Source organism: Mesorhizobium sp. M6A.T.Cr.TU.016.01.1.1, assembly GCF_003952585.1.
GTDB classification, from domain to species: Bacteria; Pseudomonadota; Alphaproteobacteria; order Rhizobiales; family Rhizobiaceae; genus Mesorhizobium; species Mesorhizobium mediterraneum.
This window is the reverse complement of the sequence record NZ_CP034452.1, coordinates 4,026,339-4,039,726: the sequence shown is the minus strand read 5'-3', so window position 1 is coordinate 4,039,726 and position 13,388 is coordinate 4,026,339. Positions and strand designations below refer to the sequence as shown.

14 protein-coding genes are annotated in these 13,388 nt (G+C 62.9%); 6 read left to right on the top strand and 8 right to left on the bottom strand.

Annotated features, from left to right (window positions below):
- The first annotated feature begins 45 nt into the window (after positions 1–45).
- Together EJ075_RS19400 and EJ075_RS19395 are read left to right on the top strand one after the other, a co-directional pair.
- Positions 46–1,710, top strand: a complete 1,665-nt coding sequence (locus EJ075_RS19400) for a Na/Pi cotransporter family protein (protein ID WP_126105359.1) — start codon at positions 46–48, stop codon at positions 1,708–1,710.
- Positions 1,711–1,874: 164 nt separating this feature from the next.
- Positions 1,875–3,056 (top strand): MFS transporter, encoded by a 1,182-nt coding sequence (locus EJ075_RS19395; RefSeq protein WP_126105358.1) that lies wholly within the window; start codon positions 1,875–1,877, stop codon positions 3,054–3,056.
- A gap of 36 nt (positions 3,057–3,092) precedes the next feature.
- Here EJ075_RS19395 and EJ075_RS19390 read toward each other — a convergent pair whose 3' ends face one another.
- The gene (locus tag EJ075_RS19390; RefSeq protein ID WP_126105357.1) at positions 3,093–3,983 is read right to left on the bottom strand and encodes a LysR family transcriptional regulator; all 891 of its coding nucleotides are present in this window, start codon (positions 3,981–3,983) and stop codon (positions 3,093–3,095) included.
- 113 nt (positions 3,984–4,096) lie between these two features.
- Here EJ075_RS19390 and EJ075_RS19385 point away from each other — a divergent pair, with 113 nt between their 5' ends.
- The gene (locus EJ075_RS19385; protein ID WP_126105356.1) at positions 4,097–4,945 is read left to right on the top strand and encodes an SDR family oxidoreductase; all 849 of its coding nucleotides are present in this window, start codon (positions 4,097–4,099) and stop codon (positions 4,943–4,945) included.
- A 65-nt stretch (positions 4,946–5,010) separates the two neighbouring features.
- On the opposite strand, the gene EJ075_RS19380 is transcribed toward EJ075_RS19385, so the two are convergent.
- Positions 5,011–5,568, bottom strand: a complete 558-nt coding sequence (locus EJ075_RS19380; protein WP_126105355.1) for a GNAT family N-acetyltransferase — start codon at positions 5,566–5,568, stop codon at positions 5,011–5,013.
- 238 nt (positions 5,569–5,806) lie between these two features.
- On the opposite strand from EJ075_RS19380, the gene EJ075_RS19375 reads away from it, so the two are divergent.
- Positions 5,807–6,259, top strand: a complete 453-nt coding sequence (locus EJ075_RS19375) for a DUF1801 domain-containing protein (RefSeq protein WP_126105354.1) — start codon at positions 5,807–5,809, stop codon at positions 6,257–6,259.
- Here EJ075_RS19375 and EJ075_RS19370 read toward each other — a convergent pair.
- Complete coding sequence (locus EJ075_RS19370; protein WP_164547139.1) at positions 6,205–7,158, bottom strand: arginase family protein; 954 nt, start codon at positions 7,156–7,158, stop codon at positions 6,205–6,207. The two genes, EJ075_RS19375 and EJ075_RS19370, sit on opposite strands and share 55 nt — an antisense overlap.
- A 211-nt stretch (positions 7,159–7,369) precedes the next feature.
- Between EJ075_RS19370 and EJ075_RS19365 the strand changes: the two genes are divergently transcribed.
- The gene (locus EJ075_RS19365) at positions 7,370–7,819 is read left to right on the top strand and encodes a DUF1801 domain-containing protein (protein WP_126105352.1); all 450 of its coding nucleotides are present in this window, start codon (positions 7,370–7,372) and stop codon (positions 7,817–7,819) included.
- An 83-nt stretch (positions 7,820–7,902) separates the two neighbouring features.
- Here EJ075_RS19365 and EJ075_RS19360 read toward each other — a convergent pair whose 3' ends face one another.
- Positions 7,903–8,352: a GatB/YqeY domain-containing protein gene (locus EJ075_RS19360; protein ID WP_126105351.1), complete on the bottom strand. Its 450-nt coding sequence runs from the start codon at positions 8,350–8,352 to the stop codon at positions 7,903–7,905.
- A 280-nt stretch (positions 8,353–8,632) separates the two neighbouring features.
- Between EJ075_RS19360 and carA the strand changes: the two genes are divergently transcribed.
- Positions 8,633–9,850: a glutamine-hydrolyzing carbamoyl-phosphate synthase small subunit gene (gene carA, locus EJ075_RS19355; RefSeq protein WP_126105350.1), complete on the top strand. Its 1,218-nt coding sequence runs from the start codon at positions 8,633–8,635 to the stop codon at positions 9,848–9,850.
- Positions 9,851–9,898: 48 nt separating this feature from the next.
- Here the strand turns inward: carA and EJ075_RS19350 are convergent, their stop codons facing one another.
- From EJ075_RS19350 to mntR, 4 genes are all read right to left on the bottom strand, one after another.
- Positions 9,899–11,167, bottom strand: coding sequence for a TCR/Tet family MFS transporter (locus tag EJ075_RS19350; RefSeq protein ID WP_126105349.1), 1,269 nt, complete (start codon positions 11,165–11,167; stop codon positions 9,899–9,901).
- Positions 11,168–11,313: 146 nt separating this feature from the next.
- Positions 11,314–12,243, bottom strand: coding sequence for a neutral zinc metallopeptidase (locus tag EJ075_RS19345; RefSeq protein ID WP_126105348.1), 930 nt, complete (start codon positions 12,241–12,243; stop codon positions 11,314–11,316).
- Positions 12,244–12,522: 279 nt separating this feature from the next.
- Positions 12,523–12,711, bottom strand: a complete 189-nt coding sequence (locus EJ075_RS19340; RefSeq protein ID WP_126105347.1) for a hypothetical protein — start codon at positions 12,709–12,711, stop codon at positions 12,523–12,525.
- A 96-nt stretch (positions 12,712–12,807) separates the two neighbouring features.
- Complete coding sequence (gene mntR, locus EJ075_RS19335) at positions 12,808–13,263, bottom strand: manganese-binding transcriptional regulator MntR (RefSeq protein ID WP_164547295.1); 456 nt, start codon at positions 13,261–13,263, stop codon at positions 12,808–12,810.
- Between the last annotated feature and the right edge of the window lie 125 nt (positions 13,264–13,388).

Below are 13,388 nucleotides of genomic sequence, written 5' to 3'. Positions count from 1 at the left end.
CATCACGATGCCCGCATCGCTGGCGCGTCGGATTGCGAGCCTGATATGAGCGGCTCCGTCGTTTTGCTGCATCTTGCCGGCGCGGTGGCGCTGATGCTGTTTGCCACCCGCCTGGTGAAGACAGGTGTCGAGCGCGCCTATGGCGATCTGCTGCGCCACAAGCTGCGCGCCACCATGCGCAATCCTTTCATGGCGGTTCTGGCCGGCTGCGGCTTGGCGATCGCGCTGCAAAGCTCCACCGCCGTCACCTTGCTGGTCGGCTCCTTCGCCGGCGCCGGCATCGTCAGCGGCATGTCGGGCCAGCTTGCCGTGCGCGGCGCCGAGATCGGCTCGGCGCTGGTGGTCAAGCTGCTCACCTTCGATCTGTCGCTGCTCGTGCCGATCTGCCTTGTCGCCGGGACTGTCATGTTCATGGCCACCGAGCGCCGCGACTGGCGCCAGTTCGGCCGTATCCTGGTCGGCATCGGCCTGCTGGTGTTGTCGCTGGAAATGATCGGCCAGGCGTCGGAGCCGCTGCGCCAGAGTTCGCTGATGCCGGTTATCGTCGACTACTTCTCCGGCGACCCGGTCACCGCCTATCTCCTGGCGGCGCTGGTCACCTGGCTGTTCCATTCCTCGATCGCCGCCGTCCTGCTGATGGTGACGCTGGCCGGCCGCGGCTTCATCCCGCCCGAACTCGGCATCGTGCTGGTGCTCGGCGTCAATCTCGGCTCGTCGATCATCGCGCCGCTGCTCACCCGCAACGCGGAACCGGGTGTGCGTGTCGTTCCGATCGGCAATCTCCTGATGCGCGGCATGGGCTCTCTGGCCATGCTGATCCTGTTCCTGTGGTCGAAGCCGCCGGTTGCCTTTCTCGGCGCCACCGTGCCCGACCAGATCGTCAACGCGCATATCCTCTTCAACATCCTGATCCTGGTTGCCGGCCTGCCCCTGGCCGGTCTCGTCTACCGCGCTTCGGAAAAGATCGTGGCGCTCGGCACCAAACCGGCGCCGGCCGACGCGCTCGACGTCGTCGAACTGTCCGCGCTCAACGACAGCGCCCTGGACGTGCCAAGCCAAGCGCTGGCCAACGCCACCCGTGAAGTGGTGCGGGTCTGCGAGACGGTCGAGATCATGTTGAAGCGCATCATCGAGCTCTATGAGAGTGCCGACGCCGACAAGATCAAGGCGCTGGCCGCGCTCGACGACCGCGTCGACAAGAAGCACGCCGCGATAAAGCTCTATCTGGCCAAGGTCACCAAGAACCCGCTGAGCGAAGACGAGGCGCTGCGCTGCCAGGAGCTGATCGGCGCCTGCGTCAAGCTCGAACAGGTCGGCGACATCATCGTGCGCAACATGCTGGTGCATGTCAGGAAGAAGCTCGAGCGCGGACTGGAATTCACGCCCGAGGGCTGGCGCGAGCTTAGCGCCTTCCACGCTTCGGTGCTCGCCAACGCACGGCTTGCCTTCAACGTGCTGGTCTCGCGCGATCCCGAGACCGCCCGCCAGCTGGTGCTGGAAAAGGACCGGCTGCGCGACCGCGAGAAGGAGACCAGCGCCAGCCATTTCGTGCGGCTGCGCGACGGCACCGCCAAGAGTGTCGAGACCAGTTCCATCCATCTCGACACCATCCGCGACTTGAAGCAGATCAACTCGCTGCTCGCTTCGATGGCCTATCCCGTGCTCGAGGAACGCGGCCTGCTCACCGGCTCGCGGCTGAAGGCCGGATAGGCGTTGACGCTGTTTCCTCTCTCCCCTTGTTGTTGGGAGAAGGAAAAACCGCCGCAACCGCCCCCGATCAAGAAAACCTAAAGCGGCGTCGACAATTTCTGGATTGCCGGCGGCTCTCGTTCGTGATTTGAGGCTGTCCCATCCAAGGATCGCCTTCCCGCGCCATGCTTCCCCTCATCGCCCTGTTCATCGCCGCATTCGCGTTCGGCACCACCGAGTTCGTCATCGCCGGTGTGCTGCCGCAGGTGGCGGATGGCCTTGGCGTTTCCATCCCGACTGCCGGCTACCTTGTCTCGGGCTACGCCGGCGGCATCGCAATCGGCGGACCGCTGCTGACGCTCGCCACCAAGGCGATTTCCCGCAAGGCCTTGCTGCTTGGCCTTGCCGCAGCCTTCACCATCGGCCAGGCCGCCTGCGCACTTGCACCCGACTTCGCCTCCATGTTGCTGTTGCGGATTGCGGTGGCCGTGGCGCACGGCGCCTATTTCGGCGTCGCGATGGTGGTGGCGGTCGGCCTGGTCCGCCAGGACCAGCGTGGAATGGCCGTTGCGCTCATCCTGTCGGGCCTGACGGTCTCCAATGTCATCGGCGTGCCGGCCGGCACGGCGATCGGCAATGTCTGGGGGTGGCGCGCGACGTTCTGGGTGATGTGCGCGCTTGGCATGGTATCCATCGCAGCAATCACCGCCCTGCTGCCGCGCAAGACGGGTTCGTCGCGCCAGTCCGTCAGCTTCGGCAGCGAGGTACGCGTGCTCGCACGCCAGCAGGTCTGGACATCGCTGATCCTCATGCTGATGCTGATGATCGGCCAGTTCGGCCTGTTCACCTACATCACACCGACGCTGCTTGAAATCACTGGCCTCGACGAGGACCTGGTGCCCTGGGTGCTCCTGCTCAACGGGGTCGGCGCGACGATCGGCGTCTTTCTTGGCGGGCGGCTCGCCGACTGGAAACTAATGCCGTCGCTCATCACCATGCTTTTCATGCAGGCGGTGACACTTGCCGTCATTTACGCCGTCAGCCCGTACCCGGTGCCGATGGTGGTGGCGATCATTATCTGGGGCGGTCTCAGCTTTGCCATCGGCACGCCGATCCAGACCCGTATCCTGACCTGGACGGCGGATGCCTCCAACCTCGCCTCATCGCTCATCCCGGCCGGCTTCAATGTCGGCATCGCGCTGGCCGCCTCGCTCGGCGCCGCCATGCTCAATGCCGGTTATGGCTATCGCAGCCTGCCGGTGGTTGGCGCCATGGCCATGCTGGTCGCTGTGGTAGTCGCGTTTGCCTCGCATATCCAGGAGTGGCGCAGCAGTGCGACACCACCTCTACCGGCCGCTGCCGAATAGGCGGCGCCACGCCTAGTAGAAGACAAACGTGCCTCGTCAGTTCGTCTCTTTCAGCACATCGATGAAGGCGCGCAGGGCCGGCGGCACGAGGCGATGACCGGGATAGTAGAGGAATAGGCCGGGAATCGCCGGACACCAATCCTCCAACAGACTGACGAGCGCTCCCTGTTCGATGTAAGATTGAGCAGATTTGTCGGAAATATAAGCGACACCCAAACCACCGACCGCTGCCTCAGCCATCAGTTCCATATGGTCGAGCGTAAGCACGCCCGGGACATCGATGGAGATTTCCTGGCCGTGTTTCTCGAATTCCCAGCGGTAGGGCTTGCCACTCGGCAGGCGGAATCGGATGCAGGTGTGATTCCTCAGATCGTCCGGCACCCGAGGAACTTTGCGGGTGGCGAGATAGGTCGGCGAGGCGACGGCAATGAAGCGCGTCGCCCCGCCTAAGCGTACCGCAACCATGTCCTGTGGCACGGCCTCGCCAAGGCGGATGCCTGCGTCGAAGCCTTCGGCCACAATATCGACCAGCCTTCCCTCGGTAACGAGATCGAGCGAAACCTGCGGGTAGCGCGCAAGAAACGCCGGCACCGTGGATTTAAGCAGCAGTCGGGCTGCGATCTCGCTGGAATTGATCCGCAGCGTACCTGCCGGGAGGTTGCGGAAGTTGTCCACCTCCGCAAGAGCCGCATCTATATCCCGCAGCAGCGGCTGCAAGCGCGCGACGAGCCGTGCGCCTGCCTCTGTCGGTGCCACGCTGCGCGTGGTGCGATTGAGCAGGCGCACGCCCATATCCCGTTCCAACGCCCGCATCATGTGACTGAGCGTCGAGGGCGATAGTCCGAGATCGTCCGCCGCCTTGCGAAAGCTGCGGTGGGAGACAATTGCGGCAAGCGCGGTCAGCTCGGGAAGCCCGGGTCCACTCATGGGAAATCTTCATCAGCTCGTGCAAGATTGGGTGGATAGTACCATGAATTGGAAGGGATATCTTGCGTGGAGATAGCCGCGATCACGCGGCTTGGCGAATAAGGACTTCTCCCATGACCAAGATTTCTCCCGCAACCAGGACATGGTTCATCACTGGCACTTCCTCCGGCTTCGGGTGGCTCCTGACGGAAACGCTTCTGGCCCGCGGCGACCGGGTGGCCGCGACTGTGCGCAAGCCGGAGGCGCTTGCCGGCCTGAAGGCAGATTATGGCGATCGCCTTTGGATCGCCTCGCTTGACGTAACCGACACCGGCGCAATGCGGCGGACGATCGACAAGGCTTTTCACGATCTGGGCCGCATCGATGTCATTGTCAGCAATGCGGGCTATGGCCTGTTTGGCGCGGCGGAAGAATTGGACGACGACCAGATCCGCCATCTGATCGATACCAACCTCATCGGCTCGATCCAGCTCATCCGCGCCGTGCTCCCGCATCTAAGAAAACAGAGCGGCGGCCGGATTCTGCAAATCTCCTCGGAAGGCGGACAGATGGCATACCCTGGTTTCAGCCTCTATCACGCCACCAAATGGGGTATCGAAGGCTTTGTCGAATCCGTTCGACAGGAGGTGGCGCCGTTTGACATCACCTTCACCCTTGTCGAGCCAGGGCCGACGCGGACGAACTTTGCAGCCGGTTTGGTTAGTGCCAAGCCTACGGACGCTTATGTGAATACGCCGGTCGGTGACCTCCGCCGGGCTTTTGCCGAAGGCTCCTTCGAGGTAAAGGGCGATGCGCAGAAGATGGTCGAAGCGATGGTAGCCTCAGTCGAACAGAACCTCGCTCCTCCGCGGTTGACGTTCGGCGCCGCCGCCTATGCCTCGATCAGCAGCGCGCTCCAGGGCAGGCTCGCCGAACTCGAAGCCCAGAGGGATACTGCATTGTCGATGGATTTCGACAGCTGACGGATGAGGTCAGGTTGACTTGCCAACGCTGCGGCAGCGTTGGCTGAAAACCTGCGGACCAGATTTTACAAATCGATCCGGTAGCGCAGGCTTTCGGCACCGCCATAGGCAGCGTCCTCGAAGAAACGCCCGACGAGCCGGCCGCCATTGACCAGCACCACCTTCTGCGAGGCGAGATTACCCGGCTTGGCGGTGATCTCGACGAAGGGCAGGCCGAGCGCCCTCGCCTCGCCGAGCATCAGCCGCAGCGCCTCGGTCGCATAGCCGCGCCGCCGCTTCCACGGCACCACCGCGTAGCCGATATGGCCGAGCACATGCGGCGGCAGCTCGGCGGTGCCGCGTTGCCAGCGAAAGCCGATCGAGCCAGCGACTTCGCCGTCCCAGATCCAGCGCCGGAACCCCGGCAGGCGTGGCACTTTCGTCCCATCGGGCAAGGTGATCGGACCAGCCCTGGCCTCGGGGTCGTCGAAACCGGCGAGGAAAGCCACTGGATCCTTTTCGATGGCCGCAAGCTGCTCGCGCACCGCCTCCATCAGCCGCACATTGTCCGGCGACCAGCCGCGCTCAAGGGCGGCCTTGTAGGACGGCAGATGTTCAAGCGCCGGTTTGACGAGTTCGATCATGACGTGCGACCGATCCGCTGGGCGTCCCCAGTCATCCAAGTCGATTCCCTGGCAAGAGCATAGACCGCTCGCCGCCGACAGGCATCCCTCCGCGACGTCTGCTTTTTGGAGGAGAAGCCTCCGCCGCTGCGTGCTTATCGATTTGGGCGGAGATCAATCGGAGTAGGAAGTTGACCTTCAGAGGCAGCTTTCTAAAATCAAGCATTATCGACTAGGTCTACCAATTGGAGTGAACACAATGGCCGGCAACACGTCTGAGAAGTCGGCGAAGGCCGCCGAGCGGGTCGCGACGAAGCCGACCCTCCTCTCGGGCGGCAACCCTCAGATCCCGAAGGGCTACGGCGATGCTCCCGTGCAGGCCTACATCGTGGCCATGCCGGGGTGGAAAAGCGATGTGGGGCGGCGCCTCGACGCGATCATCGTGCGCACCGTCCCCGGCGTGCACAAGGCAGTCAAATGGAACTCGCCTTTTTACGGCATCGAGGGCCAGGGCTGGTTCCTGTCGTTCCATGTCTTCACCCGCTACGTCAAAGTGACCTTCTTCCGAGGCACGTCGCTGCGCCCGGTTCCTTCCGGCGAGTCCAAGCACAAGGAAGTGCGCTACCTCGACGTCTATGAGGACCAACTCGACGACGCTCAGTTCGCGGCCTGGGTGAAGCAAGCCAGCCAATTGCCCGGCGAACGACTGTGAGATGCGAATTGGCCAAGGGCGTCCGCAAGCACCTCATTCAAGCGTTTGAACGCGGTGGACTCGTCTGGCGCGTGGGCCGGATTGACCTCCGTGATGGTCAGGCCGCGCCATCGCGGCAGGGCGGTCAACCGCTTCAGCACGAAGGCGGCTTGCTCCAGTTTGAGACCGTCGCAACGGCGCACATTCTCAGCAATCGGAAAATCGACAAAGGAGAGTACATCGACATCGAAGTGAATGAGCACGCAGTCAAAGCGCGCCGCCCATTCGGCCGCGCGCGTCGCCGCCGCGTCGATATCGCTCAACGCTTCCTCGCGCGATATCGCCTCAATCGCATAATCCCTCATCGTGATGGCTTCGGGCGCAGTGATATTCTCAACACCGAAATAGAGAAGCTGCCGAGGCACGAGCATCGGATGGGTCGGGCCGAGCCTGGCGAGCGCAGGCTCGCATCCGGGAATGTCGAGCAGATGAGCAACACCCGTCCAGTCCAAGGCGCCATCGCTCGTGTCGGGCGTGTTGAGATCGGTGTCGAAGTCTATGTAGACGAGTCCAATCCGCGCGCCGGCGGCGTTCGCTCCGGCGACGGTTCCCAGCTCCACAGTACAATCGCCGCCTAAAACAAGCACGTCTTCCTGCGCTGCGATCGCCGTCGCCACGTGGCTTGCGACCAAATCACAGGCATCGCGCACGGCCTCCAGGTTCATCGCCTGCGGCCGCGAGGGATCCGGCCGCCATCTAAACGATGCAACATCACCATCATCCGTGATGGTTCTGCCTCGGCTCGCAAGCGCCTCTGCAAGCCCGTGCCGCCGAAAGGCCGCGGGGGCTTGTTCCTGCCCCGGCGAATAGGCGCCGGCGCTGGTGGCGGCACCGATAATGTTCAACAAACGCGCTGCCAAATCGAAGCTCCATTTTCGGATGATCCTCGTTGCAAAACGTGCCCGGAGGGAGGAAGGTTCCTGCTCGACGTTGAGAGTTTGGCGCCGGAATTGGCATCAGGCCGAATAGGCCAGGCGTTTCGCGCCGGAATGGCAAACGGCTTGCACGTCGATGCCGTCGAGAGACGCCAGACGCCGAGCCTGCACAAAACCACCGGGACCTAGTACAATCATGACCAAAGCGACAACAGCCATGAAGAAGAGCGGCTCGAAGGAAGGAGAAAACACTCCCTCTCAGTTGATAGAAGCGAGAATCAACGAGCTGAGCGATTGGCGGGGCGAGGTGCTCGCTCGGGTCCGAGCCCTCATCAAGCAGGCCGACCCCGAAGTGGTCGAGGAGTGGAAGTGGAGAGGGGTTCCGGTGTGGGAGCACGCCGGAATAATCTGCACCGGTGAGACGTACAAGAATGTCGTGAAGATGACCTTCGCCAAGGGCGCCTCGCTGGAAGACCCTGCAGGCCTTTTCAACTCCAGCCTCGAAGGCAACACCCGGCGCGCCATCGATATCCATGAGGGCGACAAGATCGATGAAGAGGCGTTGAAGGCGCTCATTCGCGCCGCCGTGGCACTGAACATGTCGGTGCGAGCTACCGCCCGCCCTCAGAAACCAAAGAGCGCTTGAGGATCATCCGCATCCAGCCAGACTCACTCCTCGCGGTCGCCTCCCTCAAGGCCTTACGAGCATCGCTCCAGCGGGAAAAATCCCTACTGCAGCAGTCCCTTGACCATGCCGCTCGCCTTGGAGAAATCCATCTGGCCGGCATATTTCTCCTTGAGCACGGCCATCACCTTGCCCATGTCCTTGACGCCGCTGGCGCCGGTCTCGGCGATGGCGGCGCGGATCGCCGCTTCGGTCTCGGCCTGCCCCAGTTGCATCGGCAGGAAATCGCGGATGATAGCCATCTCGTCGCGCTCCTGCGCGGCAAGCTCCGGCCGCTTGCCGTCGTCGAACGCCTTGGCCGACTCCTCGCGCTGCTTCACCATCTTGGCCAGTATCTGCAGGATCTCGTCATCGCTGGCCGGCTCCTTGCCGGCGCCGCGATTGGCAATGTCGCGATCGTGAATGGCCGCCTGGATCAGCCGCAAGGTCGGCAGCCGGCGCTTGTCCTGCGCCTTCATCGCGCTCTTCAGGGATTCAGCGATTTTGCCGCGCATGATGCTTTCTCCTTCGATCCGGCGCGGACAATAGCCTTGCCCAAAGCCCAAGGCAAATTCGACACCGACCGGCAAATGCCTGATATCGTTCAATGAAATAAATCGATGCCGTTCGGGATGGCCGCATTGACCGCTCTGGCGCCTTATCCTATGTACTGGGCCTTGCATGAGCTGAATTTTTGTTGCGCGCGCTGGCTGCGAAATCGCAGCTGCGCGCGGTTTGCTGCGCAGAGTGGTCCGCCGGACCGATTGAAGGGCGCAGCCTTTTAGGAGTGCCGCCATGGCAACGATGACCGCTGCGTCGACCCCCCCTTGGGCCACCGAAAAGCCGACCGCCTTGCTGGTGCTGGCCGACGGCACCGTCATCGAGGGTCGCGGTCTTGGCGCCACCGGCTCCGCCGTTGCCGAGGTTTGCTTCAATACCGCGCTGACAGGCTATCAGGAAATCCTCACCGATCCGTCCTATGCCGGCCAGATCGTCACCTTCACCTTTCCGCATATCGGCAATATCGGCACCAATGACGAGGACATCGAGGATCTCAACCCGGTTGCCCGCGCCGGCGCCGTCGGCGCCGTATTCAAGGCCGACGTCACCAACCCGTCCAGCTATCGCGCCGCAGCCGGTCTCGACCAGTGGCTGAAGAAACGCGGCATCATAGCGCTTTCAGGCATCGACACCCGCGCGCTTACCGCGCTGATCCGTGAAAAGGGCATGCCCAACGCCGTCATCGCCCACGTGCCTGACGGCATCTTCGACATTGACGATCTGAAGCGCCGTGCCGCCGCCTGGTCCGGCCTGATCGGGCTTGATCTGGCCAAAGACGTCACTTCCGGCCAGTCCTCGGTCTGGCGCGAGACGCCCTGGGTCTGGGACGAGGGCTTTGGCGAACAGATCGATCCGTCCATGCATGTCGTCGCCATCGACTACGGCGTCAAGCGCAACATATTGCGCCTGCTTGCCGGTCTTGGCGCCAAGGTCACCGTGGTGCCGGCCAACACCGGCGCCGAGGAGATCCTCGCCATGCGGCCCGACGGCATCTTTCTCTCCAACGGTCCCGGTGATCCGGAAGCCACCGGCGACTACGCCGTTCCGGTCATCCAGGACCTGCTGAAGACCGACATCCCGGTCTTCGGCATCTGCCTGGGCCACCAGATGCTGGCGCTGGCGCTGGGTGGCAAGACCGCCAAAATGCATCAGGGCCATCACGGCGCCAACCATCCGGTCAAGGATCACACCACCGGCAAGGTCGAGATCGTCTCGATGAATCACGGCTTTGCCGTCGATGCCGACTCGTTGCCGAGCGGCGTCGAAGAAACCCATGTCTCGCTGTTCGACGGCTCGAATTGCGGCATCACTCTGACAGGCAGGCCGGTCTTCTCGGTCCAGCACCATCCCGAAGCCTCGCCCGGCCCACAGGATTCGCACTATCTGTTCCGCCGCTTCGTCAATCTCATCCGCGAAAAGCGCGGCGAGGAATTGCTGGCGGAGCGGGCTTAGCGGCAGACCAGCCAAGCAGTGGAAGGACCGAAGCGCGCGTCGCGCCGTTCAAGCCATGTCAGTCACCGCTTCCTGTGCATGGATGCGCTCGGCTTCCTTCGGCGTCGGTTTGGCCACTTTCGTGATGAAGACGATGAGCGCCAGCGTCAGGAAAATCGCGCCGAGCAGATAGGGCGCGCCGCCGAAGGTCACGGGCGCGTTCGGCCCCGTGAACCAGGAAAAGATCGCCGTATAAAGCAGCGGCGTGATGATCGAGGTGATCGAGAAGATTGAAGTCATCGCGCCCTGGAGTTCGCCTTGCGCCGAAGGCGGCACTTTGGCGGCGGCGAGGCTCCTGAGCGGCGGATCGGCCAACGCTTCGAGGCAGCCGACGACGATCACCGCATAGATCATCCAGCCTTGCCAGGCGAAGGCGTAGCCGAAGGCGCTGAGGGCGGTAAACGCCAGACCGATTACCGCCGTCCTCCACTCGCCAAGCTTGGGGATCACGCGCGGCAGCACCGTCGCCATGACGATCGCCCCGCAGAGGCCGAAGGCGCCAAGCGAGAAGCCGATCTGCTGTTCGCTCCAGCCATAGCGGTAATTGGAAACGAACGACCAGACCGCCGGATACATCATGTGCCCAAGCGTCATCAGGAAGAAGACAAGGCCGATCCAGCCGATGCCTTCGTAATTGCGCATCTGGATGAGCGTGCCAACCGGATTCGCGCGTTTCCAGTCGAAGCGGCGACGGTGCTTGTCATCAAGCGTTTCCGGCAAGAAAAACAGCGCGATCAGGAAGTTAACGAAAGCAAGCCCGGCAGCGAAATAGAACGGCACGCGCGGCCCGAACGTGCCGAGCACCCCGCCCAGGACCGGCCCGATGACGAAGCCGACGCCGAAGGCGATGCCGAGCAGGCCGAAATTCTTCGCCCGGTTCTCATCGGTCGAGATGTCGGCGATGAAGGCGGATGTCGTCGAATAGCTGGCACCGCTGATGCCGGCCAGCACCCGGCCGATGAACAGCATCGGGTAGGACCAGGCGATGGCGCAGATCAGATTGTCGATGGAGAAGGTGAGCACGGAGGCGAGCAGGATCGGCCGTCGCCCGAACCGATCGCTCAACCCGCCCATCACCGGTGCGAAAACGAACTGCATCGCCGCATAGGCGAACAACAGCCAGCCACCTTCGATCGCCGCTTCGCTAACGTCGACGCCAGTCAACTCCCTGAGATAGGCCGGCAGCACCGGCATGATCATGCCGAAGCCGATAATGTCGAGCAGCAGCGTCGTGAAAACGAGCGCAAGACCCCGCTTGGCGGTTCTGGGATCGATCATGATGATATCTCCTCGGGCCGCCCGGGGCGAAGGCACCTTATAGGTGAGTGCATCGCCTGGAACAATAAGGGAACGCCGAGGATGTTTCCATCCTGACATCCCCTGACGGCAATGCCGCCGTCAGATCAGCGAGAAAACCAAGCGCTTCAGATCGGGGTGTTGAACGTATCGCAATCAGAGAGCTTGCCGCTCCTGTAGCCGCGCGCCAGCCAGGTCTGCCGCTGCTGCGACGTGCCATGGTTGAAGCTTTCCGGAATGACATAGCCCTGCATCTTCTTCTGCATCGTGTCGTCGCCGATCTGCTGGGCGGCGTTCAGCGCCTCTTCCATGTCGCCCTGTTCCAGGATGCCTTTTTGCCCGGTGAAATGCGCCCAGACGCCGGCGAAGCAATCGGCCTGAAGCTCGACCTGCACCGACATATGGTTGGCCTGGGCCTCGCCCATCTGCTGGCGCATCTGGTTGAACTTGGGCAGAATGCCGGTGAGGTTCTGCACGTGGTGGCCGACTTCATGCGCGATCACATAGGCCTGGGCGAAATCGCCCGAAGCGCCGAACTGCCGGTCAAGCTGCTGGAAGAAAGTGGTGTCGAGATAGACCTTGTGGTCGCCGGGACAGTAGAACGGACCGGCGGCCGAAGAGGCAAAGCCGCAGGCCGAGCGGATCTGTCCGCTGAACAGAACCAGCTTCGGATCCTCGTAGGTCAGGCCGTTGGCCTGGAAAATGCCGCTCCAGGTATCCTCGGTCTCGGCCAAGACCGTCGAGACGAACTGCTTCATCTCGTCGGAGGCCGGCGCACCTGTGCCCTGCGCGCCGCTGTTGTCGGTGATCTGGCCGCCACCGCCCGGCAGCAGACCGCCGTCGCCGCCGGCCAGGATCTGCAGCGGGTCGATGCCGAAGGCCTTCAGCCCGAAATAGAGGACCACGAGAATGACGATGGTCGACAATGACATTCCGCCGCCGGAGCGGCCGCCGATCGGGATACGGAACCGGCCGGGCCCGCCGCCAGGCAGGCCGCCACCGCTCTGGCTGCGTTCGTCCTGGACATTATCACTCTGACGACGACCCTTCCAGAGCATGGCAACTCCCCGTGGTGCAAATTCCGGTTGATCGGTCTTATCTCGGCCGATCAGACCCAATAACAATTATCCCAACGGTTGCACCAAGTCACAGCATTTTTCGCAAAGGCACCGGCTCCGCAGCGCTGCAGCAGCCAAGGCTGGCGGATCGCAACATCGTGGGTCTTGGCATCAAGCGTAACCGTGAGACGCAGCTCCGGCATCGTGCTCGTGTACAGGTCCATGCCAGCACCGTCGCCATGCTCCCTGCTGCTGCTCGCCGCCTCCCGGCGGTTACGCTCAGATCTTCTGCTTGGTACCCGTGCTCTTGCCGTCCGAGCTTTTCGAGCGCTCCTCGAAGCGGGCCGCACTCTTTTTGAGCGGGCGACCGGTATCCGCTTCCGTCTTGCGCTCGTCCTTCGCCGCAGCTTGCTTCAATCCCTTGGCCGCTTGCTTGCCCTTCGGTGTCGGTGCCTGTTCAACGCCCATCGTATCCTCCTCGGCCTCGCGCCAATCGCGTGGCACGATCTCAAACGCAGCGGCAACGCGGCGGTTCCGGCAGGACTGTCGACAATGGCGGTAGACTTAGCGTGTCGCCGTCATCGCCTTGCGAAACGCTTCAAGCGTCTCGGCGCTGACATGGTGCTCGATGCCCTCGGCATCGATGCGCGCCGTCTCGGCGCTGACCCCGAGCGAGCGCAGGAAGGCTTCCACCGTCTGGTGGCGAATGCGGCTCTCTTCCGCGACCTTCCGACCGGCATCGGTCAGGAACACGCCCCGGTAGGGTTTCCTCGAGACGAGCCCGTCAGCGCACAGTCGCGTCAGCATTTTGGCGACGGTCGGCTGGGCGACGCCGAGGCGCGCCGCGATGTCGACCTGGCGCGCCTCGTTGCCGTCCTCAATCAGGTCGGCGATGAGCTCGACATAGTCTTCGACCAGCGCGCTGCGGCGCGCTTCGCGCGTTTGCCTAAACCCCGCCGAGTGACTTTCGGCGTCAGGCAGCGGCTTTTCGCGTGGAACCGGTCTGTTCTTCAGCGCCAATACGCGCTCCTCCTCGACTGTCTGCGGATAGGCCGGCATTTATACATTCATAGCACGGGCTTCCATTCTTCTGGCCCTTTATTTGCATTCGACGGCAGGCGCAACCAGCCTTTCCGATTCACCCG

Coding starts and splice junctions, on each gene's coding strand:
- EJ075_RS19360 (WP_126105351.1), bottom strand. CDS start 8,352: ATGCGCGGCAAAATCGCTGAATCCCTGAAGAGCGCGATGAAGGCGCAG.
- EJ075_RS19395 (WP_126105358.1), top strand. CDS start 1,875: ATGCTTCCCCTCATCGCCCTGTTCATCGCCGCATTCGCGTTCGGCACC.
- carA (WP_126105350.1), top strand. CDS start 8,633: ATGGCAACGATGACCGCTGCGTCGACCCCCCCTTGGGCCACCGAAAAG.
- EJ075_RS19345 (WP_126105348.1), bottom strand. CDS start 12,243: ATGCTCTGGAAGGGTCGTCGTCAGAGTGATAATGTCCAGGACGAACGC.
- EJ075_RS19380 (WP_126105355.1), bottom strand. CDS start 5,568: ATGATCGAACTCGTCAAACCGGCGCTTGAACATCTGCCGTCCTACAAG.
- EJ075_RS19350 (WP_126105349.1), bottom strand. CDS start 11,167: ATGATCGATCCCAGAACCGCCAAGCGGGGTCTTGCGCTCGTTTTCACG.
- EJ075_RS19375 (WP_126105354.1), top strand. CDS start 5,807: ATGGCCGGCAACACGTCTGAGAAGTCGGCGAAGGCCGCCGAGCGGGTC.
- EJ075_RS19365 (WP_126105352.1), top strand. CDS start 7,370: ATGACCAAAGCGACAACAGCCATGAAGAAGAGCGGCTCGAAGGAAGGA.
- EJ075_RS19390 (WP_126105357.1), bottom strand. CDS start 3,983: ATGAGTGGACCCGGGCTTCCCGAGCTGACCGCGCTTGCCGCAATTGTC.
- EJ075_RS19385 (WP_126105356.1), top strand. CDS start 4,097: ATGACCAAGATTTCTCCCGCAACCAGGACATGGTTCATCACTGGCACT.
- EJ075_RS19340 (WP_126105347.1), bottom strand. CDS start 12,711: ATGGGCGTTGAACAGGCACCGACACCGAAGGGCAAGCAAGCGGCCAAG.
- EJ075_RS19400 (WP_126105359.1), top strand. CDS start 46: ATGAGCGGCTCCGTCGTTTTGCTGCATCTTGCCGGCGCGGTGGCGCTG.